39 protein-coding genes are annotated in these 24,418 nt (G+C 68.6%); 20 read left to right on the forward strand and 19 right to left on the reverse strand.

Annotation, left to right across the window (positions count from 1 at the left end; translation table 11 throughout):
• Nucleotides 1-15: 15 nt before the first annotated feature.
• The gene (locus AAW00_RS11380) at nt 16-441 is read right to left on the reverse strand and encodes an ion channel (protein WP_047004390.1); all 426 of its coding nucleotides are present in this window, start codon (nt 439-441) and stop codon (nt 16-18) included.
• Nucleotides 442-580: 139 nt separating this feature from the next.
• Here AAW00_RS11380 and AAW00_RS11385 point away from each other — a divergent pair, with 139 nt between their 5' ends.
• Both AAW00_RS11385 and AAW00_RS11390 read left to right on the forward strand, forming a co-directional pair.
• Nucleotides 581-1,120 (forward strand): hypothetical protein, encoded by a 540-nt coding sequence (locus tag AAW00_RS11385; protein ID WP_047004391.1) that lies wholly within the window; start codon nt 581-583, stop codon nt 1,118-1,120.
• An 83-nt stretch (nt 1,121-1,203) separates the two neighbouring features.
• Nucleotides 1,204-1,497, forward strand: coding sequence for a hypothetical protein (locus tag AAW00_RS11390; protein WP_241461718.1), 294 nt, complete (start codon nt 1,204-1,206; stop codon nt 1,495-1,497).
• Between the two features lie 33 nt (nt 1,498-1,530).
• On the opposite strand, the gene AAW00_RS11395 is transcribed toward AAW00_RS11390, so the two are convergent.
• From AAW00_RS11395 to AAW00_RS11405, 3 genes are all read right to left on the reverse strand, one after another.
• Entirely contained in the window at nt 1,531-2,046 is a 516-nt protein-coding gene (locus AAW00_RS11395; protein ID WP_047004392.1) for a hypothetical protein, read from the reverse strand.
• Between the two features lie 96 nt (nt 2,047-2,142).
• Entirely contained in the window at nt 2,143-2,472 is a 330-nt protein-coding gene (locus AAW00_RS11400) for an Mpo1-like protein (protein ID WP_047004393.1), read from the reverse strand.
• Between the two features lie 28 nt (nt 2,473-2,500).
• On the reverse strand, nt 2,501-3,073 hold the full coding sequence (locus AAW00_RS11405) for a hypothetical protein (protein ID WP_047004394.1): 573 nt from the start codon (nt 3,071-3,073) through the stop codon (nt 2,501-2,503).
• A 111-nt stretch (nt 3,074-3,184) separates the two neighbouring features.
• Here AAW00_RS11405 and AAW00_RS11410 point away from each other — a divergent pair, with 111 nt between their 5' ends.
• Complete coding sequence (locus AAW00_RS11410; protein WP_047004395.1) at nt 3,185-3,625, forward strand: COG3650 family protein; 441 nt, start codon at nt 3,185-3,187, stop codon at nt 3,623-3,625.
• 6 nt (nt 3,626-3,631) lie between these two features.
• On the opposite strand, the gene AAW00_RS11415 is transcribed toward AAW00_RS11410, so the two are convergent.
• The gene (locus AAW00_RS11415) at nt 3,632-5,056 is read right to left on the reverse strand and encodes a S41 family peptidase (protein WP_047004396.1); all 1,425 of its coding nucleotides are present in this window, start codon (nt 5,054-5,056) and stop codon (nt 3,632-3,634) included.
• Between the two features lie 236 nt (nt 5,057-5,292).
• Here AAW00_RS11415 and AAW00_RS11420 point away from each other — a divergent pair, with 236 nt between their 5' ends.
• From AAW00_RS11420 to AAW00_RS11430, 3 genes are all read left to right on the forward strand, one after another.
• On the forward strand, nt 5,293-5,895 hold the full coding sequence (locus AAW00_RS11420) for a YbhB/YbcL family Raf kinase inhibitor-like protein (RefSeq protein WP_047004623.1): 603 nt from the start codon (nt 5,293-5,295) through the stop codon (nt 5,893-5,895).
• A gap of 49 nt (nt 5,896-5,944) precedes the next feature.
• The gene (locus tag AAW00_RS11425) at nt 5,945-6,196 is read left to right on the forward strand and encodes an SWIB/MDM2 domain-containing protein (RefSeq protein WP_063265978.1); all 252 of its coding nucleotides are present in this window, start codon (nt 5,945-5,947) and stop codon (nt 6,194-6,196) included.
• A gap of 161 nt (nt 6,197-6,357) precedes the next feature.
• Nucleotides 6,358-7,620: a gallate dioxygenase gene (locus AAW00_RS11430; protein WP_047004398.1), complete on the forward strand. Its 1,263-nt coding sequence runs from the start codon at nt 6,358-6,360 to the stop codon at nt 7,618-7,620.
• Here AAW00_RS11430 and AAW00_RS11435 read toward each other — a convergent pair.
• The 11 genes from AAW00_RS11435 to dapD form a co-directional block, all read right to left on the reverse strand.
• A complete protein-coding gene (locus tag AAW00_RS11435) occupies nt 7,593-8,021 on the reverse strand; it encodes a DoxX family protein (RefSeq protein ID WP_047004399.1) in 429 nt (142 codons plus the stop codon). The genes AAW00_RS11430 and AAW00_RS11435 overlap by 28 nt on opposite strands.
• Nucleotides 8,018-8,254, reverse strand: coding sequence for a DUF3253 domain-containing protein (locus AAW00_RS11440; RefSeq protein ID WP_047004400.1), 237 nt, complete (start codon nt 8,252-8,254; stop codon nt 8,018-8,020). Before AAW00_RS11440 ends, AAW00_RS11435 begins: the two co-directional genes overlap by 4 nt.
• On the reverse strand, nt 8,251-8,724 hold the full coding sequence (locus AAW00_RS11445) for a pyridoxamine 5'-phosphate oxidase family protein (protein WP_047004401.1): 474 nt from the start codon (nt 8,722-8,724) through the stop codon (nt 8,251-8,253). The genes AAW00_RS11440 and AAW00_RS11445 overlap by 4 nt, the downstream gene beginning before the upstream one ends.
• Before the next feature lie 68 nt (nt 8,725-8,792).
• Entirely contained in the window at nt 8,793-9,227 is a 435-nt protein-coding gene (locus AAW00_RS15300) for a cupin domain-containing protein (protein WP_047004402.1), read from the reverse strand.
• On the reverse strand, nt 9,224-9,514 hold the full coding sequence (locus AAW00_RS15305) for a DUF427 domain-containing protein (RefSeq protein ID WP_047004403.1): 291 nt from the start codon (nt 9,512-9,514) through the stop codon (nt 9,224-9,226). The genes AAW00_RS15300 and AAW00_RS15305 overlap by 4 nt, the downstream gene beginning before the upstream one ends.
• Entirely contained in the window at nt 9,511-9,954 is a 444-nt protein-coding gene (locus AAW00_RS11460) for a DUF1810 domain-containing protein (RefSeq protein WP_047004404.1), read from the reverse strand. Before AAW00_RS11460 ends, AAW00_RS15305 begins: the two co-directional genes overlap by 4 nt.
• 10 nt (nt 9,955-9,964) lie before the next feature.
• Complete coding sequence (locus tag AAW00_RS11465; protein ID WP_047004405.1) at nt 9,965-10,303, reverse strand: DUF3140 domain-containing protein; 339 nt, start codon at nt 10,301-10,303, stop codon at nt 9,965-9,967.
• A gap of 5 nt (nt 10,304-10,308) precedes the next feature.
• The gene (locus AAW00_RS11470) at nt 10,309-10,494 is read right to left on the reverse strand and encodes a DUF3008 family protein (protein ID WP_047004406.1); all 186 of its coding nucleotides are present in this window, start codon (nt 10,492-10,494) and stop codon (nt 10,309-10,311) included.
• Complete coding sequence (locus tag AAW00_RS11475) at nt 10,494-10,721, reverse strand: hypervirulence associated TUDOR domain-containing protein (RefSeq protein ID WP_047004407.1); 228 nt, start codon at nt 10,719-10,721, stop codon at nt 10,494-10,496. Before AAW00_RS11475 ends, AAW00_RS11470 begins: the two co-directional genes overlap by 1 nt.
• Complete coding sequence (locus AAW00_RS11480; protein ID WP_047004408.1) at nt 10,721-11,032, reverse strand: hypothetical protein; 312 nt, start codon at nt 11,030-11,032, stop codon at nt 10,721-10,723. The genes AAW00_RS11475 and AAW00_RS11480 overlap by 1 nt, the downstream gene beginning before the upstream one ends.
• A 75-nt stretch (nt 11,033-11,107) precedes the next feature.
• Complete coding sequence (gene dapD, locus AAW00_RS11485; protein WP_047004409.1) at nt 11,108-11,947, reverse strand: 2,3,4,5-tetrahydropyridine-2,6-dicarboxylate N-succinyltransferase; 840 nt, start codon at nt 11,945-11,947, stop codon at nt 11,108-11,110.
• Between the two features lie 163 nt (nt 11,948-12,110).
• On the opposite strand from dapD, the gene AAW00_RS11490 reads away from it, so the two are divergent.
• Nucleotides 12,111-14,531: a S8 family peptidase gene (locus tag AAW00_RS11490; RefSeq protein WP_156170046.1), complete on the forward strand. Its 2,421-nt coding sequence runs from the start codon at nt 12,111-12,113 to the stop codon at nt 14,529-14,531.
• Here the strand turns inward: AAW00_RS11490 and gmk are convergent.
• Genes gmk through AAW00_RS11505 form a run of 3 tightly spaced genes read right to left on the reverse strand, consistent with a single transcriptional unit; the run spans nt 14,528 to nt 16,209 of the window.
• A complete protein-coding gene (gene gmk, locus AAW00_RS11495) occupies nt 14,528-15,187 on the reverse strand; it encodes a guanylate kinase (RefSeq protein ID WP_047004410.1) in 660 nt (219 codons plus the stop codon). The two genes, AAW00_RS11490 and gmk, sit on opposite strands and share 4 nt — an antisense overlap.
• Nucleotides 15,188-15,246: 59 nt before the next feature.
• Nucleotides 15,247-15,666 carry a hypothetical protein gene (locus AAW00_RS11500; protein ID WP_052761923.1) on the reverse strand — a complete coding sequence of 140 codons (420 nt, stop codon included), beginning with the start codon at nt 15,664-15,666 and terminating at the stop codon, nt 15,247-15,249.
• 39 nt (nt 15,667-15,705) lie between these two features.
• Nucleotides 15,706-16,209 (reverse strand): SspB family protein, encoded by a 504-nt coding sequence (locus tag AAW00_RS11505; RefSeq protein ID WP_047004626.1) that lies wholly within the window; start codon nt 16,207-16,209, stop codon nt 15,706-15,708.
• A gap of 111 nt (nt 16,210-16,320) precedes the next feature.
• Between AAW00_RS11505 and hisB the strand changes: the two genes are divergently transcribed.
• The 13 genes from hisB to tolB all read left to right on the forward strand — a co-directional run bounded on the left by hisB (nt 16,321) and on the right by tolB (nt 24,384).
• On the forward strand, nt 16,321-16,914 hold the full coding sequence (gene hisB / locus AAW00_RS11510) for an imidazoleglycerol-phosphate dehydratase HisB (protein ID WP_047004411.1): 594 nt from the start codon (nt 16,321-16,323) through the stop codon (nt 16,912-16,914).
• Nucleotides 16,915-16,922: 8 nt separating this feature from the next.
• The gene (gene hisH / locus AAW00_RS11515) at nt 16,923-17,552 is read left to right on the forward strand and encodes an imidazole glycerol phosphate synthase subunit HisH (RefSeq protein WP_047004412.1); all 630 of its coding nucleotides are present in this window, start codon (nt 16,923-16,925) and stop codon (nt 17,550-17,552) included.
• Nucleotides 17,549-18,274, forward strand: a complete 726-nt coding sequence (gene hisA, locus AAW00_RS11520) for a 1-(5-phosphoribosyl)-5-[(5-phosphoribosylamino)methylideneamino]imidazole-4-carboxamide isomerase (RefSeq protein WP_047004627.1) — start codon at nt 17,549-17,551, stop codon at nt 18,272-18,274. Before hisH ends, hisA begins: the two co-directional genes overlap by 4 nt.
• Nucleotides 18,271-18,513: a hypothetical protein gene (locus tag AAW00_RS11525; RefSeq protein WP_047004413.1), complete on the forward strand. Its 243-nt coding sequence runs from the start codon at nt 18,271-18,273 to the stop codon at nt 18,511-18,513. The genes hisA and AAW00_RS11525 overlap by 4 nt, the downstream gene beginning before the upstream one ends.
• Complete coding sequence (gene hisF / locus AAW00_RS11530; RefSeq protein ID WP_047004414.1) at nt 18,510-19,274, forward strand: imidazole glycerol phosphate synthase subunit HisF; 765 nt, start codon at nt 18,510-18,512, stop codon at nt 19,272-19,274. Before AAW00_RS11525 ends, hisF begins: the two co-directional genes overlap by 4 nt.
• Nucleotides 19,275-19,356: 82 nt before the next feature.
• Nucleotides 19,357-19,530, forward strand: a complete 174-nt coding sequence (locus tag AAW00_RS15030) for a PEP-CTERM sorting domain-containing protein (protein WP_162199428.1) — start codon at nt 19,357-19,359, stop codon at nt 19,528-19,530.
• 47 nt (nt 19,531-19,577) lie between these two features.
• The gene (locus AAW00_RS11535; protein ID WP_047004415.1) at nt 19,578-19,895 is read left to right on the forward strand and encodes a phosphoribosyl-ATP diphosphatase; all 318 of its coding nucleotides are present in this window, start codon (nt 19,578-19,580) and stop codon (nt 19,893-19,895) included.
• Nucleotides 19,895-20,272: a histidine triad nucleotide-binding protein gene (locus AAW00_RS11540; protein WP_047004416.1), complete on the forward strand. Its 378-nt coding sequence runs from the start codon at nt 19,895-19,897 to the stop codon at nt 20,270-20,272. The genes AAW00_RS11535 and AAW00_RS11540 overlap by 1 nt, the downstream gene beginning before the upstream one ends.
• Nucleotides 20,273-20,393: 121 nt before the next feature.
• Nucleotides 20,394-20,849, forward strand: a complete 456-nt coding sequence (locus AAW00_RS11545; protein ID WP_047004417.1) for a YbgC/FadM family acyl-CoA thioesterase — start codon at nt 20,394-20,396, stop codon at nt 20,847-20,849.
• Nucleotides 20,846-21,565 carry a protein TolQ gene (gene tolQ / locus AAW00_RS11550; RefSeq protein WP_047004418.1) on the forward strand — a complete coding sequence of 240 codons (720 nt, stop codon included), beginning with the start codon at nt 20,846-20,848 and terminating at the stop codon, nt 21,563-21,565. The genes AAW00_RS11545 and tolQ overlap by 4 nt, the downstream gene beginning before the upstream one ends.
• Entirely contained in the window at nt 21,565-22,062 is a 498-nt protein-coding gene (locus AAW00_RS11555; RefSeq protein ID WP_047004419.1) for an ExbD/TolR family protein, read from the forward strand. Before tolQ ends, AAW00_RS11555 begins: the two co-directional genes overlap by 1 nt.
• 1 nt (nt 22,063) lies before the next feature.
• Nucleotides 22,064-22,978, forward strand: coding sequence for a hypothetical protein (locus AAW00_RS11560; protein ID WP_047004420.1), 915 nt, complete (start codon nt 22,064-22,066; stop codon nt 22,976-22,978).
• 2 nt (nt 22,979-22,980) lie between these two features.
• Nucleotides 22,981-24,384, forward strand: coding sequence for a Tol-Pal system beta propeller repeat protein TolB (gene tolB, locus AAW00_RS11565; RefSeq protein ID WP_047004628.1), 1,404 nt, complete (start codon nt 22,981-22,983; stop codon nt 24,382-24,384).
• Nucleotides 24,385-24,418 lie beyond the last annotated feature (34 nt).

A 24,418-nucleotide genomic window follows, 5' to 3' on the forward strand; every position in this document is an offset into this window, starting at 1 on the left:
CCTTTTTGTTTGCGCCTAGCGCCGCCCCAGCCGCGCAAGCAGGCCCACGAAGAAAGCCGTCGACCAGCCCAGCAGCAGCACGCCATTGATTCCTTCGATCGCGGCGACCAGTTGCCAGGCGCGCGCCACGCCCTCGTCGTCGTAGCCCACGGTGCCGTAGGTGATGGTGCTGAAATAGACCGCCGTGTGCAGGTCGGGCAGGGCTCCGGCGCCGAGGTAGAGCAGGGCGTAAAGCCAGATCTCGATCCCGTGGATGGCGAACAGGCCGAGCACCACGGCCAGCGTCACGGTCACGCCGCGCGGGGAGAGGGGGGAGACGCGCTCGGTCTGCTCTTCCCGCTGCTCCAGCCGCAGCAACCGGGCGAGCAGCAGCAGCCCGCCGCCGTGGATCAGCACGGTCGCCAGCACCATCGCGGTGGCAATGGCGAGCTGGGCGATCATGCGCGCCGGGGCCGCAAGTCGGGGTTGCGCGAGCAAGGCAGGGGCGGTGTGAGCGGCATGGCCTTTCCGACCTACCCGCTGCACCGCTGCGCGCAAGTGCGCGGGGAACGGGGCGGGCAAGAGGCGCGTTTATCGGACCATGACCCGCCGACCCCTTTTTGCCGTGACCGTGCCGCTCGCACTCGTGCTCTCCGCATGCTCCGATGAACCGGTCGACGAGGCCCCCCAGCCTCCGGCTAATGAGGCCACGGCGGAGCCCGCCCCGGCGGCCAGCGCCTCCGCCGCATCCGCATTCCCCGCAGGCGAATGGGACATGGTTTCGAGCGGCGAGGGCGACGGGCTGTTCTTTGCCGCGCGCGAGGGCGAGCCGGGACTGGTGCACATCTTCTGCCCCGCCGAGGGCGCATTGCTGGTGAACGTCAACAGCTTCCGTCCCGTCGGCAGCGAGGAGCGCCTGAGCTTCGGCTCGGGCGGCGCGGTGCTGACGCTGGTGGCCGACCCGGCGGGCGATTCCTTGCGCGGCGGGGTGAGCGGCGAGGGCCCCGTGCCCGGCGAACTGCGCGCGGCGCTGACCGGGGTGGAGGGCGTTTCCGTCAATTACGGCGGCCAGAGCTTAGGCCCGCTGCCGCCGGTCCCGGCGCAGGTGGCGCAGGATTTCGACACAGGTTGCAACGATTGACGAGATAGCCGGGAGCCAAACCCGGCAGCACCCGTTTGTGCAGTGCAGCATGGATGGTCCGGCTGCATCTCACCGGAGCCACCATGATGCCTCAATCCGATACCGAAGCCTGGTCGCGCCTTGCCGTGGACACCTGGTCGCTCTCGTTCGAGGCGGCATCGGTCATGTGGCTGCGCGGTCTCAGGATGATGACCGGCGGCAAGCTGGCCGAGCGCGAGGCCGAGCGCATGGTGCGCGAAAAGGTCATGGCCAACATGATGCTGTGGCCCGCGCTGATGCTGGGCGGGGTGGCGCAGGGTCCGGAGGAGATCGCCCGGCGCACGTTGCAGCATTACGGGCCTTCGGTGCGCGCCAATCGTCGCCGGCTGACGCGGTGACCAAGCACGCCGAGCGGGCGGCAGGCTGATCGGCTAGCCGCCGCGACCGTTGCCGGCAGGGTCCGCCCGCGCGCCGCTGTCGCTGTCGGTGAGCCCGCTACCGCCGCGTCCGCGCCCCTGTCCCGCCGGGTCGGCGTAGCTACCGCTGTCGCTGTCCGAATACCCCGACGACCCCCCGCGCCCCCGGCCATTGCCGGCAGGATCGGCGTAGGAACCAGTGTCGCTGTCGGTCACGCCCGACTGCCCGCCGCGCCCGCGCCCGTTTCCGGCAGGATCGGCATAGGATCCGCTGTCGCTGTCGGTCACGCCGCTCTCGTATCCGCCACGCCCGTTTCCGGCGGGGTCGGCATAGGAACCGCTGTCGCTGTCGGTTGCGCCGGACTGTCCGTTGTATCCGCGGCCCCTGCCAGCCGGATCGCCGTAGCGTCCGGAATCGCCGTCGGTCACTCCGCCCACGGTCGCGCAGGCGGAAAGACCGCTGCCCAGCGCTGCGGCTCCGGCCACGCGGGCGATGAACGATCGGCGATCGGTGCGAAATGCGCGCTTCATGCCAGGTACTCCCCTAAGTACGATTTCCTGGCGACCCGCTTGGCGGATTGCGCGGAGACAGCTTAACGGCGCGCGAATGCGGCCGCGTGCAATCGTTCAGGAAAGGCCCGCCCGCTTCAGCTCCCCGCCAAGCCGCCCGGTCAGCCACAGGCCGAACATCCGGAAGTCCGAAACGAGGCTCCACAGCGGGTGGGTGAAGGTGGCGGGGCGATTGCGCTCGACGGTGAAGTGCGCGACCCAGGCGAAGAAATACCCCGCGACAGGCATCGCCAGCAGCAGCCACCAGTTGCCGGTGACGATCGCCGCCAAGGCCACCGCGATGACGAGCGCCGTACCGACATAATGAAGGGCGCGGGTGCGCGGCTTCGAGTGCTCGCGCAGGTAGAACAGCCAGAATTGGTCGAAGGTCTGCTTGTCGCTCGTCATGACCTGGCGAGCATTACACGCCTCTTGCTCAATTGCCCATCGCCAGGACCGCGCCGACATCGATCGTGCGGCCGTAAGGCGAAGCGGCCGGCTCGGCAGGCGCGGGAACCTCTATCACGTCGGCCGTGGGCTCGCCCGTGCGCGCCTCGCTCATGGCTGCGTAGTGCGGAGCCTGGGCATAGCGCACCGTGGGTTCGCTGCGGGCCAGCTGCGGCTGCCGGGCATCGAGCGCGGCGGCGGCATTGGCCTCGGACTCCTCGATCTTCCAGCGCGCCTCCATGCGGGCAAGCTCGGCATCGATGTCGTAATCGCCGGCATAGGGATCGCTCTGTCCCCAGCGCGAGCGGTCGCGATAGCGCCCGCGCAGCGCCAGTTCGGCCACCTCGACGCGGCCTTCGGGGGTCTCCATCGCGTAGTGATCGGGCAGCCGGTCGCGTGTAGGGTTGCCCGCGGCGCCGGCCTGGATGGCAGAGGTCTGCGGCAGCGAGGCGGTCACGTCAGAGCGGACGCCGATGGGGTCGGTGCTCATTGCGTGGCCGGCCACGGCTCCGGCGAGCGGGACCGCGACGGCAGCGGCCAGTATCCAGGGCGAGATATTCATCACTTGTGGCTCCGGCAGACGGGGCGAAGGGTTTGGATAATAAAAACTTGCCGCGACCATCGGTTCCGGGTGAGAGGCAGGTAGAAGGTTAACGCTAACGGGGGTTTATCCATGCGCCAGTCGTTCTTGCTGCTCCTCACCGCGCTGCTGGCGGCGTGTGGCACCGGGTCCGGAACGGGCACCGGGCAGGATGTGCCGGGGGACGGCTCGGACAGCCGCCCCTATGCCGGGATCGCCGAGGGCGCGGTGCTGCGCCTCGTCGGGACGGAACCGTTCTGGGGCGGGACCATCGCGGGTGGGACCTTCACTTACACGACGCCGGAGAACCAGGCGGGCGAGGCGGCGGCGGTGACGCGCTTCGCCGGACGCGGCGGGCTGTCGTTCAGCGGCACCATGGGCGCGCGCCAGCTAGACCTCGTCGTTACGCCCGGCGCGTGCTCCGACGGGATGAGCGACCGCACCTATCCCTTCGTCGCCACCCTGCAGCTGGGCGGCGAACAACGGCAGGGATGCGCCTGGCGCGAGGGCGATGATCTGGGCGCCGCCCCCTGATGCACCTTAGTAGGCGCCCGGCACCTCGTGCTGGGTGGCGGTCCGGTCGCCGACGGAGGGCAGCAGCAGCCCGCTGTCGCGCACGGCGGCCGTGCCGGTGCCCGTGGTGATCGGCGTGCACGAACGGCCCGCGAGGAAATCGAGGGCGACGCTGATCTGCGTCTCGCGCGGATCGCCGAGCTGGGCGTTCAGCGTATCCGCGGCGCGGCAGGTCGTCGGCACGAACGGTGCGAGGCCCGCATAATAGCCGCCGAAGTTCTCCGAATTGCGAACCTCCAGCGTCACCGCGCGGAACCTCAGGTCGCAGGCGGCGAGGTCGAAGGCCTCCTGCCCGACCGGTTTGCCAAAGGTGTTGTCGCCAATCAGCGCGATGTCGCGGACGTAGGGCTTGATGCCGTTGATCAGTAGTTCGCTGGCCGATGCGCTGGAGCGCGAGGTGATGAAGGCGATCTTGGTCGGCGCGATGGAATTGCCGTTGGGCGCGAAACGATAGACGGAATTGTCCGCCGCGCGCGACGGGCGGAAGGTGATCTGCTCGAACACCTGGCCCGACAGGTTGCGGCCCAGGAGGTCGGCGAAGCGTTCGGCGATGCGGATCAGCCCGCCGCCGTTGTAGCGCAGGTCGATGATCAGTTCGGTCACACCGGCGGCGCGGAACTGGGCGAAGGCGTTATTGAGGTCGGTCTCCGCCGAGGCGACCGAGAAGGTGCGCAGGTTGATGTAACCGACCTGCTTGCCGCCGTCGTTAATGATCCGCGCGCCGTAGCGGTCGGACACGGGATCGAGCGCGTAGTCCGTTTTGGTCAGCGAGACATCCCGCGTTGCGCCGGTCTGGTCGATGATCCGGAGCACGCGGGTCGTGCCCGCCGTGCTCGGCCCCAGGGCTTCGCTGACGGCAGCCGCGCCACCGCTGGCGAAGATGCTGTTGACGCTGACGATGTTGGCGGCCGTCGTGCCGATGCCGACGATCTCTGTCCCACGATCGACGTTGCCGGCCAGCGCCGCGGTGCCCTCGAAGGTCTCGATCACGAACAGCCGGCGGTTGTCGGTGTCGTAGCGCAGGCGGAAGCCGAAGCCCGCGCTGGCGCCGCTGTTCTGGAACGCGGTCTCCTCGGCGATCGAGGTGGCATAGCTGAAGAAGCGGTCGCGCTGCTGCGCGCGGGCCGGGGCGACGAGCGCGTCGATGTAGCTCTGCAGGTCGCTGTAGCTGGCCTTGTTGACGCTGAGGTCAAGCAGCTCGGGGAATAGGTAGTTCGTCTCCAGCGTGTTGCGCACGAAATCCTGCTGCGCCGAGAGCGAGCACTGCGCCGTCGTCGAGCTTGGCGTCGGCGTAGGCACGTTGCCGGTGTTGCCTCCACCGCCGCCCCCTCCGCCGCAGCCGGCGAGCAGGGCGATGACGGCGAGCGAGGCGGAGAATTTCGAGGCGCGCATGAAAGACCCTTTGAATTCAGAGCGATGGTGCGGACAAGACCGGAAGCTTGTCTACGCCTGCCACGCGGTGCTGGCAAGCTGGCAGGGCCCCTCGGCGCGGTCCGCGCAACTGGGCCGGTGATGTCACGCCGATTCCTTCGACAGGCTGAACGGACAGGGCGCTTGCAATGCGCAGACGCAATGGGCACATCGGCGGCCCGCTATCCGTAAATGCCGCATTTTTCGAAGGACCTTCCATGCTCGAACACGTACCCGCCTGGCTCGGCAAGCTCCTGCGAGGCGTGCGTGCCGGGCATGGCAAGCTGGTGCTGGCGCGGCTGGGCGACGAAGGTCTGGTGGGCAAGGGCGGCTTCACGCTGAAGTCGGCGGCCTTTGCCGATGGCGAGCCGCTCGATCCCAGCTTCACCGCGGACGAGGAAGACGCCGTTGCCCCGCCGCTGGAATGGAGCGCGCCGCCCGCAGGCACGCAGGAACTGGTGCTGGTGGTGGAGGATGCCGATTCCCCCACGCCCGAGCCGTTCTGCCACTGGCTGGTCTGGGGTCTCGCCCCCCAAAAGGGCCAACTGCTGGAGGGTGAGGTGCCGCCGCGCGTCGGCAAGAATTCGTTCGGCAACTCCGAATGGCTGCTGCCCGACCCGCCCACCGGCCACGAGGCGCACGACTATGTCTTCCAGCTCTACGCCCTCGACCTGCCGCTGACGCTGATGCCCGGCGCGAGTCGCAGCGACCTGGAAGCGGCGATGGCGGGCCACGTCATCGGAATTGCAACGCTGACAGGCACTTACGCGCGCGAAGAAGGCGGGGATTACGACTGGGACGATAGCGACGACACCGAATGAACGGTGCTAGGCTGCGTTCCATGATTTTTTGACTGAAAGGAAAGTACCAATGGCTGCCAAGAACAATGCTCTCAACAAGCCGGTCAACCTGACGCCGGAACTGGAAGAAGTGGTCGGCAAGGGCCCGATGACCCGCGCCCAGGTCACCAGCAAGGTGTGGGACCACATCAAGGCCAACAACCTGCAGGATTCCAAGGACAAGCGCATGATCAACCCCGACGCCAAGCTGGGCGCGGTGATCGGCAAGGACCAGATCTCCATGTTCAAGATGACGGGCGCCGTCTCCAAGCACATGAGCTGATCGGTCTTTCCGAACCTCCGGAAACGGACGAGGGCGGTGCGCGAGGAGCGCGCCGCCCTTTCCTTTTGCGCTCTTCGCACCGCGGTTCGCATATCCGAAGGTTTCGCCATTTGGAAAACGGTGGCATAGTTGCCGGCGAACCGAGAACCCGAGGACCTGTCATGGCAACCATCGTTGGCGGCGTCGCCACGTCGCACACTCCCACCATTGCCTTTGCCAAGGACGGCGGCAAGCAGGACGATCCCGTCTGGAAGCCGATCTTCAAGGGCTATGAGCCGGTGCAGGCGTGGTTTCGCGAAAAGGCGCCCGACGTTCTCGTCTACATCTACAACGATCACATGACGGCCTTCTTCGACCACTACAGCCACTTCGCGCTGGGGGTGGGAGAGCGCTTCGCCCCAGCCGACGAGGGCGGAGGCCCGCGTGACATCCCGGCCATCGCGGGCGATCCGGACTTCGCCGCGCACGTCGCCCGGGTGATGGTCGCCAACGAGTTCGACCTCAGCTATTTCCAGGGCAAGGCCCTCGACCACGGGGCCTTCTCTCCGCTCAGCGTGATGGTCGATCACGACCGCGAGACCGGCTGGGCCTGCAAGCTGTTGCCCGTGGTCTGCGGCGTGCTGACGGTCCCGCTTCCGAGCGCGCGGCGGTTCTGGAAGTTCGGTCGCAGCCTGCGCCAGGCGATCCTCAGTTATCCCAAGGACATCAAGGTCGCCATCGCCGGCACCGGCGGGCTTAGCCACCAGGTCCACGGCGAGGGATGCGGTTTCAACAACCCCGAATGGGACCACGAGTTCATGGAGCGGCTGGAAAAGGACCCGGAGAGCCTGCTCGACATGACCGTGGCGGACCTCGCCAGGCTGGGCGGCTGGGAAGGCGCCGAGGTCGTCATGTGGCTGATGATGCGCGGTGCGCTGAGCGAGAAGGTCGAGGTGACGCACAAGACCTACTTCCTCCCCTCGATGTGCCCCATCGCTACCATGATCCTGGAAGACCGCGCGCAGGATGCCCCGGTCGAGCCGGTCGAGGTGACGCGCGAGCGGGCCTGGCACGACTATGCCGGGGCGGAGGACATGGCGGGCACCTATCCCTTCACCATCGAGCGCAGCGTGAAGGGCTATCGCCTCAACCATTTCCTCCATTCGCTGACCGACCCGGACGTGCGCCGCGCCTTCCGCGACGACGAGGAGGCGACGATGGCGGGGGCCGGGCTGAGCGAGGAAGAGCGCGACCTGGTGCGCCGCCGCGACTGGATCGGCATGATCCATTACGGCGTGATCTTCTTCATGCTGGAGAAGCTTGGTGCCGTCACCGGCATCGGCAACATCGACATCTACGCCGCGATGAAGGGCATGAGCGTGCCCGAGTTCCAGAAGACCCGCAACGCGCAGATCAATTACGGCGTGGGCGGCAAGGAGGACTGAGGCCTGCGCCGAGCGAAGGGCCAGTCCGTCACCCGCGCCGTCCACAGCGCCAGCCAGATCACCAGCGGCTGCGCGATCATGCGCGGGACGTGGTAGGCCAGGCCCCAGCCGCCGTCGGGCCGCGCCATGTCCATCATCATGTGGTTCACGTTCGCGGGCCAGACGCACAGCGCGTAGAGCGCCAGCCCCACGCCCGCCGCCTGTCGCAGCCGAATGGAAAACGGCTGGAGCAGGCCCACCGCGCCCGCGATCTCGGCGATGCCCGTCCACGCGACGACCGGACCGGGCAGGGGCACCCAGCCAGGGGTGATGCGCAGGAACGGCGCGGGATCGACCAGGTGGCGATAACCGGCATAGGCATACAAGAGCGCGAGCAATGCGCGCAAAGTGCTTCGGATCATCGCGACCTGCCGATACGATACGGGCCTTCGGGCCTTGCCAGAGGGCGGCCCTTCCAGCTCAAAACCACGTCACCGGCATCAACCAGCCTGCCGCTGGCCTCATGCACGTCGTCCATTCTTGTGCGCCAGTCGCCCCCGGCGCCAGCCATCAGGCGTGCCGCCTCGCTAGGGCAGATGGTGGCGTCCGCCGCGCGGGCTTGCAGCAGCGCGGCGATCGCCTCCTCCGGCGTCACGCAGCGGCGGTGCCGGGCAGCTTGACCTCGCCCTCTTCCTCGCCGTCCCAGTAGTGGACGCGCTTGGCGACGACTTCCAGCATGGCGAGGCCCGGCGTATCCGTGCCCTGCGGAAACCAGCGGTCGAGGCCCTTGACCCAGTGCTCCTCGAAGCGGGCCTTGTCCTTGACGATATTGGCCTCGCCCTCGACGTGGATGAACATCCCCGGCGCACCGACGATGCCCTTGAGTCCGGCCTTGCCGGCGTAGCTGAGGCCGACCGACGGATCGCGGCCGATGTCCTCCACCATCCGCGTATCGTCGTAGGTGAAGAAATAGCTGGTGCCTTCGTATTCGACTTCGGAATTGTTGCTCATCGGGCGGGCACCGATCGAGCCGTCCTGCGCGCGGCTGGAGAGCATGCAGAAGTCGATATCCTTCATATCCTCGGAAATATCGGCGAGGGTCTTGGTGGGGGCCTTGTCGGTCATCGTGTTCTCCGTTTCGTGTCGGGAAAAGAGCGATTTGCGCAAGCCCTTGGTTCCCGCGCCGGACGAGACTATGCGTCGGGCCGCCATTCGGGCGGGGCTAGCGTGAAGCCTTCGAACTGGAAGCCGGGCGAGACGACGCAGCTGACGAGGGTGAAATCGTGCGCGCCCGCCATCGGCCGCGCCGACTGCCAGTCGCCCGGATGGACCACGGCCTGCAAGGCATGGCCCTGCAGCACCTCCGGCCCGAGGATCGTGCGCTCGACGTCGCCGCTGTCGGGTTCGCTGGTGGCGATCTCGAGCGGATTGCCCGCCTGCCACAGCCACAGCTCCGCCGCGTCGACCCGGTGCCAGTGCGAATGCTGGTCGGCCCCGAGCAGGAAATGGATGAGCGTGGCGCTGGCTCGCTCACCCGGAGGGGCATCGGCGCGCCAAGTCTCGCGGTACCAGCCGCCCTCGGGATGCGCCGCCAGCCCGAGTTGCTCGATGAGCCGGGCCGCGTTCAACTCTCTACGACCTCGACGCCCTTCCAGAAGGCGATGCGGTCGCGGATCTGCTCGGCAGCCTCCTTGGGCTGCGGATAGAACCAAGCCGCGTCGGTGTTGACCTCCTGCCCGCCGACTACCGAGTAATAGCTGGCATCGCCCTTCCACGGGCAGTGCGTGGTGGTATCGCTGGGTTGCAGCAGGTCCTCGCGCACGTCGGCGCGCGGAAAATAGTGGTTGCCTTCGACCACCACCGTATCGTCGCTGCGTGCGATTTCCTTGCCGTTCCAGCGGGCGGTCACCGTCATTGCCAGTCTCCTTGGGTTGCGATCCGGTCGAGCGTTGCCTGGTCGCGCTGCCCGTCACACAGGGCATCGAGCGCCTCTGCGAACAGACATCCTTCGCCGCAGACGGCATCGTAGAGCGTCATCGAGCTCTTGAATTTGAGCGCATCGATGGGCCCGAGGATGTCGAGCGGGCTGCGTTTTCCGGCGTGGGCCAACATCGCACCGGTCGCCTCGTTCAGACGCGGGCCGAGCAATTCATGGCCCAAGTAGGCTTGCGCCTCGTCCATGCCGTGGATGGCGTACAATCGGGCATTCTGGCTAAGGCCGAGTCCGAGTACCTGCGGAAAGACGAACCACATCCAGTGGCTGCGTTTCTCGCCGGCTTGCAGTTCCCCCAGGGCGGTGGACCAGACGCCGGCCTGTGCGCGCACGAAGCGGGCGAGGTCGAAGGCGACGGCCACCGCCCTTGCGTCAGTCGGACTTCATGGGGTCATGGCCCCAGTTCATCAGCGAATAGCGCCAGTCGCTGTCCTCGACATCGCCGTCGGGCCCCTGCGCCTTGTGGCGGTGAACGTAGCCTATGACCTTTTGCATGTGCTCGTACTGGCTGTCGGTGAGGTCGGCCTTGTTCGTGCGCTTGATCTCGACGATGCGGCGGCCCGAGGCGTGGCCCGTGCTTTCCCCGCCGCCGTCCTTCTGGCCCACCGACTTCGACTCCTCGGTGTCGAGCCAGTTCTCGAGCTCCTTGGGCGCCATGTTCACGGCTTCCTGGAAGTCCTCGTAGACCTCTTGCTTCTTTTCGTCGTCCATCGCGTTCAATCGTCCACGTGATCGGGCAGGCCGTCGAGCTCGGTCGACGCGAAGTCTTCGAGCTCGGCCTCGCTCATCGAATCGTACATCTCCTTCGATGCACCCTGCAGGTCGCCGACCTTGGTCTCGCCGCGCTTGGCGGAGAGCGCTGCCCCGGCGGCGCGCTGCTGTGCCTTCGACTGCGCGGGCATCAGCTGTCGGCCTTTAGCTCGGAGCCGAGCTTCAGGACCTTGTCGCCGTCCTCCTGCTTGATGAGGTAGGCGGGATCGTCCTCACTGCCTTTGCGGGTTACTTCGCTGCCCTTCAGCGTGCGCGTCACCTCGCGTTCGAAGCGTTCCTCGATCTGGCCCTTGGCGGTGCCGTTCCCCCAGTCCCACTTCACGTGCTGGCCGCTGCGATAGCTGTTGGAACTGGCCATCAGTTGTTCTCCGTCACCGGGACGCCATTCTCGACCGTGTCGTCCGACCCGAAACTGGCATCGCCCTCGTCGGCCACGACACTGGAATCGATATCGCCGACAGCGGAGCCGGGTGCCTCCGTGGCGGGATCGTACTGCGCGCTGCTTTCGGCCTCGTCCTGCGAGAACGCGCCGGTCATGGCGATAATGCCCATGACGACGACGGCCGCGATCAGGCTGATTGCCAGCACCCAGCGCATAACGCCGGACTTCTCACCGCCGCTCGCGTCTTCCTCGTCGATATGGATTTCGCCGTTACGAACTTCGCTCATTCCTTGTATTCCCTGTTTCTCGTTCGACCCTTTGGACGAGATACGGGCAAGGCGGCGACTTGGTTCCTACCGGCTTTAGTCCCGCAGCAGTTCGTTGATGCCGGTCTTGGAGCGGGTCTGCGCGTCCACTGTCTTGACGATTACGGCGCAGTAGAGGGCCGGGCCGGGTGAGCCGTCGGGCAGCGGCTTGCCGGGCAGGCTGCCGGGCACGACCACGGCATAGGGCGGCACCACGCCGCGGTGGACCTCGCCGGTCTGGCGGTCGACGATCTTCGTGGACGAGCCGAGATAGACGCCCATCGAAAGCACCGCGCCTTCGCCCACGCGCACGCCCTCGGCCACCTCCGCGCGGGCGCCGATGAAGGCGCCGTCGCCGATGATGACAGGTTCGGCCTGCAGCGGCTCGAGCACGCCGCCGATCCCCGCGCCGCCCGAGAGGTGCACGTTGCGCCCGATCTGCGCGCAGCTGCCGACGGTCGCCCAGGTATCGACCATCGTGCCTTCGCCCACGTAGGCGCCGATGTTGACGAAGCTGGGCATCAGCACCGTGCCGGGCGCGATGTAGCTGCCGCGCCGCGCCACGGCGCCGGGCACCACGCGAAATCCCGCTTCCTCGAACCGGTCCTGCCCCCAGCCGGCGAACTTGCTGGAGACCTTGTCGAAGGCCGGGCTGCCCCCCGATCCGCCGTCCATCACCCGGTTGTCGTAAAGGCGAAAGCTGAGCAGCACTGCCTTCTTCAGCCACTGGTTTACCTGCCAGCCGCCCGCGCCGTCGGGCTCGGCCACGCGCGCCTCGCCTTTGTCGAGCAGGTCGATCGCCGCGTCCACGGCCTTGCGCACTTCGCTGTCGGCGGCGCTGACTTCGCCGCGGTTCTCCCAGGCTTGCTCGATGACGGTAACGAGTTCGGCGGACATGGCGCTTCTCCTGCGGCTGTGGCGATATGCGGCCCTGCGGCTAGCCGCTGGTGAGGGCGGGCACAAGATCGCAACCATTTGGCGGGAAGTTGCGTTCACTGGCAGGTTCAGCCACCGTTAGGGTGGCGCCAAGCATTCCTGCGATACAAGAAGGGATCGCGCAATGGGACAGGATGGCGGGCGCTCGCGCCTCAAGAGCTGGCACGTGGGTGCCTCGCTGGGGGCACTGGCGTTGCTGGCAGCTTGCGGCGGTGGTGGTGGAGGCGCTCCGCCCGTGCTCGGCAGCCCCCCGCCCGCGCCGGCCCCGACGCCATCGCCCACGCCCACACCCACACCCACACCCACACCAACTCCGGCGCCGACACCCTCGCCGACCCCGCCGCCGGCGACCGGCAGCTTCCCGCTGCAACCCGTGCCGAGCCAGTTCAACACGCGCGAGCTGCGCGATTCCGACGGGCCGAGCCAGCACAATGCGCCCAGCATCTGGGCCGGCGGGCGCACTGGCGCGGGCGTGACCGTGGCGGTGGTGGACACCGGCATCGATCCCGACAGCCCGGAATTCGCCGGTCGTCTCTCGCCAGCGTCGAAGGACATCTATGGCACGCGCGGGGTAGAGGGGCCGGACGACCACGGCACGCTGGTGGCCATGGTGGCCGCCGCCGCGCGCGACAACACCGGCATCCTCGGCATGGCATGGGGCTCCACCGTCCTCGCCATCCGCGCCGACGAGCCGAACAGCTGCGGCGGCGACAATGCCGCCGATCCCACCACTGATTGCGCCTTCACCGACACGGCGATCGCAAATTCGATCGACTACGCGGTCGCCAACGGGGCGAAGGTCGTCAACCTCTCGCTCGGCGGGCCCGATCCGATCACCAGCCGGCTCTCGGCCGCCGTGCGCCGCGCGGTGGACTCGGGCGTATTCATGGTGGTGGCGGCAGGCAACGAGGGCCTGCCCGAGCTCGAGGCCTTCGGGCGCACAATGGTCGATGCGGGCAACGGCGGGCTGATAATCGCAGGCTCAGTGGGCGAGAGCTACATCATTTCGGACTTCTCGAACCGTGCCGGGGCCAACCCGACCTACTACCTCGCCGCGCGGGGCGAGCGGATCTGTTGCACCTACGAGAACGGGCAGCTTTACGTCGATGCCGACGGGTTCGCCTACCTCTTCTCCGGCACCAGCTTCGCCGCGCCGCAGATTGCCGGGGCGGCGGCCTTGCTGGCGCAGGCCTTTCCCAACCTCACCGGGCGGCAGATCACCGACATCCTGCTGCGCAGCGCGTTCGATGCGGGCGCGTCGGGGCCGGACGCGGTCTATGGCCGGGGCATCCTCGACGTGTTCCGCGCCTTCCAGCCGCTCGGCGCGACCGCCATCGCCGGGCAGACCGCATCGCTGCCGCTGGGCGACGGCACCGGCGTCGCCTCGACGGCGATGGGCGATGCCTTTGCCCGCGTGCGCCTGCCCACGATCGTCACCGACGAATATGGCCGGGCCTTTTCCACCGACCTTTCGGGCACGCTTGCCTCCGCCGAGCTGCAACCGCGGCTCTACGGCGCGCTTGGACAGCAGGTGCGCTCCGTCGCGGCGGGCAGCGAGCGGGCGAGCATGGCCTTTTCCATCGACGCGCGCGGGCGGCAGGGTCCGCGCATCGCCGCGCTCCGCCTGAGCGAGGAGGATGCCGAACAGGCGCGCGTGCTGGCGGCCCAGGTGGCCGTGCAGCTCTCGCCGCGCACCGAGCTGGCCATGGCCTATCGCCAGGGCGCGGACGGTCTCGCGGCGCAGTTGCGCGATGCGGAGCGCCCTGCCTTCATGATTGCTGGCACCAGCCGCGATACCGGGATGCTGGAAGGCACCGATGCCGCCTTCGCCCTGCGTCATCGGCTGGGCGACTGGGGCCTGACGGTCAGCGGCGAGAGCGGCTCCACCGTCACCGCCGCCAGCGTGCGCCACGCCGCCGAGATGCGCGGTCGCCGGGTGGACGAGGATGTGGCGAGCCTGGGCCTTGCGCTCGATCGCCGCTTCGGCGAGCTCGACACCGCGCTCGGCCTGACCTGGACGGCGGAGGACCGCACCGTGCTCGGGGCGCGCTTCCACGAAGGGTTCGGGCTGGAAGGCAGCGACACGCTATTCATGGATCTCGACCTCGGCTGGCGACCGGCGGACCGCTGGCGTCTGGGTGCATCGTGGCGGCAGGGCTTCACCACGCTGGCCGACGCGCCGCTCGTGGGTGCGGGCTCGCGGCTCGCCAGCAACGCCTGGGCGCTCGACCTGGCGCGCACCGGGGCCTTTGCCCCGAACGACACGCTGGCGCTGCGCCTGTCGCAGCCGCTGCGCGTATCGGGCGGCGGGGTGAACCTGCTGCTGCCGTCGGACTGGAGCTACGAGACCCTGTCGGCTTCCTACGCCGAGCACCGGCTCGACCTCACGCCCTCGGGCCGCGAGCTGATCGGCGAGCTGGCTTGGCGGGGCGCGCTGTGGGGCGGCGATGCGGGCGCGAGCCTGTTCTATCGCCACCAGCCCGGCCACTTCGCGGGCCGCCCGGCGGACCACGGCGTGGCGTTCCGCTGGGGACGCCGCTTCTAGGCCGAGCCGGGGTCCTGCCGCATCAGGCCGCGGGTGAAATCGACGAGGCCGGTCTGGCGCGCGCGGCGCATCCGCTCGGCATCGAGGATGGTGCGGACCTTGGCGAAACATTCGTCGATGTCGTCGTTGACTACCACGAAATCGTAGCCGTCCCAGTGGCTGATCTCGCTGCGGGCGCGGGACATTCGGCCCTCAATCACCTGCTCGCTGTCGGTGCCGCGTCCGCGCAACCGGTCTTCCAGCTCGTCAATGCTGGGCGGCAGCAGGAAAACGCGCACCACGTCGGTTTCCATGCGCTGGTAGAGTTGCTGCGTGCCCTGCCAGTCGATGTCGAACAGGAAGTCCTGCCCGGCCTTCAGGCCTGCCTTGATGTGCGCCTTGGGGGTGCCGTAGTTGTTGCCGAACACCTCGGCCCATTCCAGCATCTCGCCGTCCTCGACCATGCGGGCGAATTCGGCGCGGTCGACGAAATGATAATCCTTACCGTCGACCTCGCCGGGGCGCGGCGGGCGGGTGGTGACGGAGACGGACATGGCGATCTCCCCGTCCTCGGCCAGCAGGCGGCGCGCGACGGTGGTCTTGCCCGCGCCGGAGGGCGAGGAGAGGATGAACATCAGCCCGCGGCGGGCGAGGTTGTGACTATGCTGGTCGGCCATGCGGCTGCTTGCGCGCGGGGGCCGGGCAAATCAAGCCCCGTGCGGGGGCGGGGGAGCCGTCAGTCCTCGCCCTGCTCGCGCAGTGCCTTGTCGCCCGCGCGGCGCGAGGCGCGCAGCGACTTGCTGCGATCGAACAGCGTCTTCACCAGCAGGCCGCCCGTGACCAGAGCCGCGCCGGGAATTGAGCGGGTGGCGACCTTGGTCACCCCGTAGGCTGTCAGCGTGTGCATCAGCGAGCGGTTCTCCACCGCGTCCTTCGCGAACTGGCTGCCGTACCGCTTGCCCAGGATCGCCTTTTCCACCGTCATGCGCGCGAGGCGACCGACGCTGCGGAGCATGATGTCGTTGATGATGAGGTTGGTGGACGGATTGGTGCTGGGGCCGGGCACGTCGTTCTGGCCGTGATACCCCAGCGTGTCGCGCGTCTCGCTCACCTTGTTCGCGATGCGATCGGTGATGTGCCTGCTGCGTCGTGCCATCGTCTGCCCCTGCATTGCCGGGGGACGAGTGCCGCCGGTCTATTTCTTGCGGCCGAAATCGACCGTGACGACGTTCGATCCGTCCTCGCTCTTGGCAATGTCCGGGCGCTCGCCTTGTTCCGGCGCGTCGTTCTCCGCGTCCTCGTGCTCGGCGGGCTCGATGTCGGCGACGGACGCCTGGAACTGCAGTCCGAAATCGACCGCCGGATCGACGAAGGCGGTGATGGCGGAGAAGGGAATCGAGAGCTTCGACGGGATCTGGTTGAAGCTCAGCCCGACCGAGAAGCCGGTGTCGGTTACGTTCAGGTCCCAGAACTTGTTCTGCAGGACGATCGTCATCTCGTCCGGGAAGCGCGCGGTCAGCGCGGGCGGGATGACCACGCCCGGCGCCGCGGTCTTGAAGGTGATGTAGAAGTGGTGATCGCCCGGCAGCGCGCCGCCGGTCTGCTCCACCGAGCCGAGCACGCGGCCCACCACGGCGCGCAGCGCCTCCTGCACGATCTCGTCGTAGGGGATCAGGCTGTCGGGCGCGGTCTCGCTCATGGCGGCGTTCGTGGCCATGTGCGCGGGCGAAATCAAGCGGCAATCGGCTTTGGCATCCGAAAGCCCATGCCCGCTTGCACCCCGCGCCCGCCCGCCTATAGGCTCGAGCCCATGCGAACAGGCAGGATCGAGCGCAGGACCAAGGAAACCGCCATCACGGTCGAGGTGAACCTCGACGGGACGGGCGCCTACGACGTGAGCACGGGCGTCGGGTTTCTCGACCACATGATCGAGCAGTTCAGCCGCCACTCGCTGATCGACGTGACGCTGAAGTGCGATGGCGACCTGCACATCGACCAGCACCACACGACCGAGGATTCGGCCCTCGCGCTAGGGCAGGCGCTGGCCGATGCGCTCGGCGACAAGGGCGGCATCGGCCGATACGGCGAAGCACACTCGCCGATGGACGAGACGCTGGCGCGCGTGGTTCTCGATATCTCCGGGCGGCCCTACCTCGTGTGGAAGGTGCGCTTCACGCAAGAGAAGCTGGGCGAATGGGATACCGAGCTCATCGAGCACTGGTTCCACTCGGTCGCCCAGACGGCGGGGCTGACGCTGCACGTCCAGCAGCTCTACGGCAGCAACAACCACCACATCTGCGAGGCCGTGTTCAAGGGCTTCGCCCGCGCCATGCGGCAGGCGGTGGAAATGGATGCGCGCAAGGGCGGCGCGGTGCCGAGCACCAAGGGGCAGCTGGGTGGCTGAGACCCCAAATGACTGAAGCCATTGCCTTGATCGATTACGGCGCGGGCAATCTTCATTCGGTCCACAATGCGCTGAAGGCGGCAGGGGCGGGGCGGGTGACCGTCACCGCCGACCCGGCGCTGGTACGCGGTGCGCGGCGGATCGTGCTGCCGGGCGTGGGCAGCTTTCGCGCCTGTTACGAGGGGCTGACGGGCATTCCCGGCATGGTCGAGGCGCTGGAGGCACGCGTGCTTGAAGACGGCGTGCCCTTCCTCGGCATCTGCGTCGGCATGCAGCTTCTCGCCACCCGCGGGCTGGAGCACGGCGAATGCCCCGGTCTCGGCTGGATCCCCGGCGAGGTCCGCCCGATCGAGCGCACCGATCCCGCGATCAAGGTGCCGCACATGGGCTGGAACGACGTGGTGCGCGCCCGCCACCACGATGGAGCTGAGCTGATCGAGGAGGGCGAGGCCTATTTCCTTCACTCCTACCACTTCCAGCCCGAGGACGGCCACCACATGGCCGCGATGACCGACCACGGCGGTGGGCTGGTGGCGGCCGTGGCACGCGACAATATCCTCGGCGTGCAGTTCCACCCGGAAAAGAGCCAGCGCTACGGGCTGGGCCTGCTCGAACGCTTTCTGGAGTGGAGGCCATGATCGTTTTTCCCGCCATCGACCTCAAGGCCGGCGAGGTGGTGCGCCTGGCCGAGGGCGACATGGCCCGCGCCACCGTCTACGGCGACGATCCTGCCGCGCAGGCCATGATTTTCGCCGAGGCCGGGGCGGGGCACCTGCACGTGGTCGATCTCGACGGCAGCTTCGCCGGGCGCGCCGAGAACCGCGAGGCGGTCGAGGCCATCGTCGCGGCCTTTCCCGGCTACGTTCAACTCGGCGGCGGCATCCGCGACGCGGCGGCGGTCGAGGGCTGGTTCGAGCTCGGCGTGGCGCGCGTTGTGATGGGTTCGGCGGCGTTGAAGGACCCCGATTTCGTCAAGGCCATGGCGCGCGAGTGGGAAGGCGGCATCGTCGTCGCCGTGGACGCGAAGGACGGCATGGTCGCGACCGAGGGCTGGGCCGAGGTCTCCGATGTGCCGGTGCGCGACATGGCCCGCCGCTTCGAGGACGCGGGTGTTGCCAGCCTGCTGTTCACCGACATCGGCCGCGACGGCCTGCTGAAAGGCTGCAACGTCGAGGCGACCGTCGACCTCGCGCGCAGCGTGGACATCCCGGTGATCGCCAGCGGCGGCGTAAAGGGCCTCGACGACATCCGGATGCTCGCGATCCACGCCGACGAGGGTATCGAAGGCGTCATTACGGGCCGCGCGCTTTACGAAGGCAAGCTCGACCTGGCGACGGCGATAGCGATGGCCAGTCGGTGAGCGCGCGCGTTTCACGCCATCTGTGGCCTGCGCTCGCCGGGGCGCTGGTCTCCTTCGCCGTGCGCTACGTTGTCGGTGACTTGCAGGTCGCGCTCATCGGCCTCGTCGTCTTTGCGCTGATCTACGTCGTCCTCGTCGTGCTGGCGCGGGCGATGAAATGGCCCGACGCGCCGATGGTCAACGCCGTCGTCGCCACCGTTTCCACGACGGCGGCCTTCCTGGCGAGCCACGCGCAATGACCGTCCGCATCCGCGTCATCCCCTGCCTCGACGTCGCCGACGGGCGCGTGGTGAAGGGCGTGAACTTCGTCGACCTGCGCGACGCGGGCAATCCGGTGGAGCAGGCGCAGGCCTACAGCGAGGCGGGCGCGGACGAGCTGTGCTTCCTCGACATCTCCGCCAGCCACGAGGGGCGCAGCACGCTGCTCGACATGGTGCGCCGCACGGCCGAGGTCTGTTTCATGCCGCTGACTGTGGGCGGCGGGGTCGCCAGCGTGGATCATGCGCGCGCGCTGCTGCTGGCGGGCGCGGACAAGGTGGCGGTCAACTCCGCCGCGGTGCGCCGGCCCGAGATCGTCGCCGACATCGCGGATCGCATGGGCAGCCAGTGCGCCGTCGCCAGCGTGGATGCGCGGCAGGTCGAGCCGCGCCGGTGGGAGATCTTCACCCATGGCGGACGGCGCGAGACGGGGATCGACGCGCTCGAACACGCGGTGCGGCTCGCTGAACTCGGCGCCGGCGAACTGCTTGTCACCAGCATGGACGGCGACGGGACGCAGAAGGGCTATGACCTCGCGCTGACCCGCGCCATTGCCGATGCCGTCAGCATTCCGGTGGTGGCGAGCGGGGGCGTGGGCACGCTGGAACACTTGGTCGAGGGCGTGACGAAGGGCGGGGCCAGCGCGGTGCTGGCCGCGAGCATCTTCCATTTCGGCACCCATACCATCGCCGAGGCCCACGCGGCCCTGCGCGAGGCGGGCCTCCCGGCACGGCAGACCTGATCCCTGCAGACGGCCGGTCCCGAAGCGGGACAGCGCCCAAACGGCGATTGTGCAATGCGGCAAAATGGCAGACTGCCGCGCCATGACCGCGCGATTCGTCCTTGCCGCCTTCGCCACGCTCGCCGTGGCCGTCCCCGCCGCCGCGCAGGCGACGCAGGTGCCCGAGGCTTCGAGCATGACGCTGTTCGCGATGGGTGCGGCAGGCGTGATGATCGGCCGCCGCCTCGCACGCCGCAAGGCCGACCGCGACAGCTAGCCAATCCGCTTGACCTGCCGCCCCGCGCTCCGGCATTGCGCCGGGCGATGGACACGCTCACCCGCCTCGAGGCCACGATCGCCGAGCGCCGCGCCGCTTCGCCCGACGAAAGCTACGTCGCCCGGCTGAACGCCAAGGGCCTGCCCAAGATCGCGCAGAAACTGGGCGAGGAAGCGACAGAGACGGTGATCGCCGCATTGTCCGGCACCAGCCAGGAGCTGGCGGGCGAGGCCGCCGACCTGCTGTTCCACCTACTGGTCCTGCTTGATGCCAGGCACGTGCAGCTCGCCGACGTGCTGGCCGAACTGGACCGCCGCGAGGGCACTTCGGGCCTCGCCGAGAAAGCCGCGAGGACACAAGACTGATGCCGATCGACCCGACCCTGCCCTACGACGACCAGAACGTCTTCGCGAAGATCCTGCGCGGCGAGATCCCATGCAACAAGGTCTACGAGGACGAGCACGCGCTCGCCTTTCACGACATCGCCCCGCAGGCGCCCGTGCATATCCTCGTCATCCCCAAGGGCCCCTGGGTCAGCTGGGACGACTTTTCCGAGCGCGCCCCGGCCGACGAGATCGCCGGCTTCGTGCGCGCCGTGGGCCATGTCGCGCGCGAGCAAGGGCTGCCGGTGCGCGGCTACCGGCTGCTTGCCAACGTGGGCCGCAACGGCGGGCAGGAAGTGCCGCACCTGCACGTGCACCTGTTCGGCGGCGGGCCGCTGGGACCGATGCTGGCGCGCTAGGCTGACGGGGCTTCGGCAAGGCCTCGGCAACGCTCGGCAACGCTTCGTCGACGGTTAACCACGGTTGATGCTGTTCGGCGTTTTGCAAGCGGCGCGGCTGTCGTTAAGGCGCGGGTCACCTATGCAGCCCGACTTGCAACTGCCCTCCGGACTTATCGCGGGGTCGCGCCACAGCTTCCCGGTGCGCGTCTACTTCGAGGATACCGACCTGTCCGGCATCGCCTACCACGCCAATTACCTGAAATGGTGCGAGCGTGCGCGCAGCGACCTGCTGCGCCTGCTCGGCATCGACCAGCGCGCCGCGCACGAGGCGGGCGAGGGGTATTACGCCGTCTCCGAGGCGCAGATCAAATGGCGTCGGCCTGCCCGGTTCGAAGACGTGCTGCGGGTTGAAACCGAGGCGCTGGACGTGCGCGCCGCCAGCGCCCGCCTGCTCCAGAAGGTATTTCGCGGCGAGGACCTGCTCGCCGAGATCGAGATCGTAGCGGCCTTTCTCGCCGCCGACGGACGCCCCAAGCGTCAGCCCGAAAGCTGGCGCGCGGCGTTTGCCAACTTCACCCGGAAAGACCCAGAATGACCGTGATCGAACTGCTCGCTGCCACCGCCGGAAACGCCATCGCCGATGCGCCGACACGGCTCGACCCGATCGAGCTGTTCGCCGATGCCGACATCGTCGTGCAGCTGGTGATCGCGGGCCTGCTGATCGCCTCGATCTGGGTCTGGGCGATCATCATCGGCTTCACCCTCAGGATGAGGAACCTGCGGCGCAGTTCCAGCACGTTCGAGGACGAGTTCTGGTCGAACGAGGACGTCGACCCGCTGCTCGATAAGCGCCGCCGAAAGGACAGCCCCTCTGCCCGCGTGGCCGCCGCCGGGATCAACGAGTTCCGCCGCTCGCACAAGGCGGGCATCCGCGATGCCGATGCCGCGCGCGCCCGCGTGGCGCAGATGATGGACGGGCAGGTCGCGCACGAGAGCGACGTACTGGCAAGCCGGCTGAACTTCCTCGCCACGGTCGGCTCGGTCGCGCCCTTCGTGGGCCTGTTCGGCACGGTCTGGGGCATCATGAACAGCTTCTTCCAGATCGGCCTGCAGCAGAACTCCTCGCTCGCCGTCGTCGCGCCGGGCATCGCCGAGGCGCTGTTCGCCACCGCCGTGGGCCTGTTCGCCGCGATTCCCGCGGTCATCGCCTACAACCGTCTGTCGGGCACCGTTAACGCCTTCGAGGCGCGTCTCGCCCGCTTCGCCGACCGCGTCCACGCGCAGGTCAGCCGCGACATGGAGCGCGTGTAATGGCGATGCAGATGGCAGGCGGCGGCAGGCGGGGGCGCGGGCGCGGTTCTCGCCGCGCGCCCATGGCCGAGATCAACGTCACGCCCTTCGTCGACGTGATGCTGGTGCTGCTGATCATCTTCATGGTCACCGCGCCGCTGCTGGCAAGCGGTGTCCCGGTGGACCTTCCCGAAAGCCGCGCCGAGCCGCTGGACCAGCAGCCCGACCAGATCACCGTCGCCATCGACCGCGAGGGCTTCGTCTATGTCGACGATGCGCGGGTCGAGGTGGGAGAGCTGCCCGACGTCCTCGGACGGCTGGCGAGCGAGGCCGGGGCCGAGCGTCCGCTGGTCAACCTGCGCGCCGACCGCGCGATCGACTGGGGCCGGGCGATGGCGGTGATGGGCGAACTCAACCGCGCGGGGTTCAGCGCCATCTCGCTGGTCACGACCTCTGCCGCGGAGGCCCCTGCCGACACGGTCAGTGACGGTTCAGCCGCCGAGCCCGACCAAGGCTGAGATGGAGGCCCTTGCCAACTATTCCCCGGAAGAGCGCATCGGCATCGGCGCCGCGGTGGTGGCGCACGGCCTGCTCGTCGCGCTGCTGGTGGCGCGCATGGGGATGGAGCAACCGCTGATCCCTCCGCCCGAACGCATCGAGGTGAGCCTGGCGACCGACGTCAGTCTCGAATCCACCGCGCCCGACCCGTCGGCCGAGCCCGCCGCGAGCATGGCACCGGTCATCTCCGACACGCCCGCACCGCCCGAGCCGCCCGCCGAGTTTTTGCCCGAGCCTCCGCCGCCGCGACCGCAGCCCACTGTGGCACCCCGGCCCGAACCCAGCGCCGCGCCGCGTCCGCAACCCACGGCCCGCCCGACAGCGCGCCCCACGCCCGCACCCAGCCCGCGCGCCTCGGCCCGGCCCACGCCTGCGCCCTCGCCCAGTGCGCGCGCGTCCTCTCGGCCCACTCCTGCGCCCAGCCCACGCGCTTCCTCGCGCCCGACACCGGCGCCGAGCCCGTCCGCCAGCGCGCGCGCGGGCGGCAGCCGGCTGGGCGACGACTTCCTCAGCGGCCGCAGCCCGACGAGCGAAGGCACGCGCGGCTCGCCCGCCGCCACCTTCGGCGCGAGCGAAGCGGCGGACCTGCGCAGCGCCATCACCCGCCAGCTGCGCCGCAACTGGAGCGCGCCGCAAGGCGTAGATGCCGAGCTGCTCGTCACCACGGTCGCCTGGCGTCTCAATCGCAACGGCACGCTGGCCGGAACCCCGCGCTGCACCAACCAGAGCGGCATCAACGATGCCAACCGCGCGCAGGCGCAGGTGCATTGCGACCGCGCGATCCGCGCCGTGCAACTTGCGGATTTCAGCGGATTGCCCGACCAGTTCTATTCCCGCTGGGACGACCTCGAATGGACTTTCGACCGAAGGCTATGATCATGAAGACCTCTCTCATCGCGCTGCTGGCGCTCGCTCTCGCCCCGCTGCCCGCCGCGGCGCAGACCAGCGACCTCAATCCCGCCAATCGCGAGGTCACCGTCCCGCAGGACATCACCGTCGACCAGGACGACGGCCCGCTGACCGGCACCGTTACCGACGATACGCCCTGGCAGGAGCTGGGCATCGCCATCGCCAGCTTCGCCACCAATGCCGACGTGCCCACGCCCGCCAGCAGCAGCGGCACCGGCGCGCTGGGGCTGGAGCTGGCGCGCATCGTCTACAACGACTTGCGCAGCAATGGGCTGTTCCGCCCGGTCGGCCCCGACGCTCTGCCGCGCCCCGCCTATGCCCAGATCACCGCGCCCGCGTGGAGCACCTGGCAGGGCCGCAGCGCGGAATTGCTGGTGCAGGGCTACGTCCGCGCCAATGCCGACGGTCGGCTGACCGTCGGCTGCTACCTCTACGACGTGCAGTTGCAGCAGGAGCAGGCGCGTGCGGGCTGGGTCGTGCAGCCGAGCGAATGGCGCCGCGCCGCGCACCGCTGCGCCGACCTCGTCTATTCGCGCCTGTCGGGCGAGAGCCCCTTCTTCGACAGCCGCATCGCCTACATCGCCGAGACCGGCCCGCGCGATGCCCGCGTGAAGCGGCTCGCCATCATGGACAGCGACGGGGCCAACCACCGCTTCATCACCAACGGCCAGTCGACCGCGCTCACCCCGCGCTATTCGCCGGACTACTCGCGCATCGCCTATCTCAGCTACGTTGACGGCAATCCGCGCATCTACATCTACCACATCGATACCGGTCGCCAGACGCTGGTGACGCAGAGCACCAACCCGACCTTCGCCCCGCGCTGGTCGCCGGACGGGCGGTGGATTCTTTATTCGATGGCCATCGGCGGCAACACCGACATCTACCGCGTCAGCGCGGCGGGCGGCGGCACCCCCGAACGTCTGACCAACGGTCCGGCGATCGAGGTTGGCGGTTCTTACTCGCCCGACGGGCGCGAGATCGTGTTCGAGAGCGACCAGTCGGGCAGCCAGCAGTGCTACGTGATGAACGCCGACGGATCGAACCAACGGCGCATCAGCTTCTTCGGCGGGCGCTGCGCCACGCCGGAATGGAGCCCGCGCGGCGACCAGATCGCCTTCACCCACATCGCCGGCGATTTCCACATCGCGGTGATGAGCCCCAACGGGCGCAACATGCGCACGCTCACCAACGCCTGGCACGACGAGGCGCCGAGCTGGGCGCCCAACGGCCGCATCATCCAGTTCTTCCGCACCGAGCGCGGCAGCGGCGAACCCTCGATCTGGCAGGTGGACCTGACCGGCGAGAACGAACGCCAGCTGCGTACGCCCGTCGGCGCGTCGGACCCCGCCTGGGGACCGGTGCTGCCCTGACCGCATTGTACCTTACGTGGGGTCGCACCCGCCT

The sequence above is a fragment of the Aurantiacibacter luteus genome, assembly GCF_001010945.1.
Classification (GTDB): Bacteria; Pseudomonadota; Alphaproteobacteria; order Sphingomonadales; family Sphingomonadaceae; genus Alteraurantiacibacter; species Alteraurantiacibacter luteus.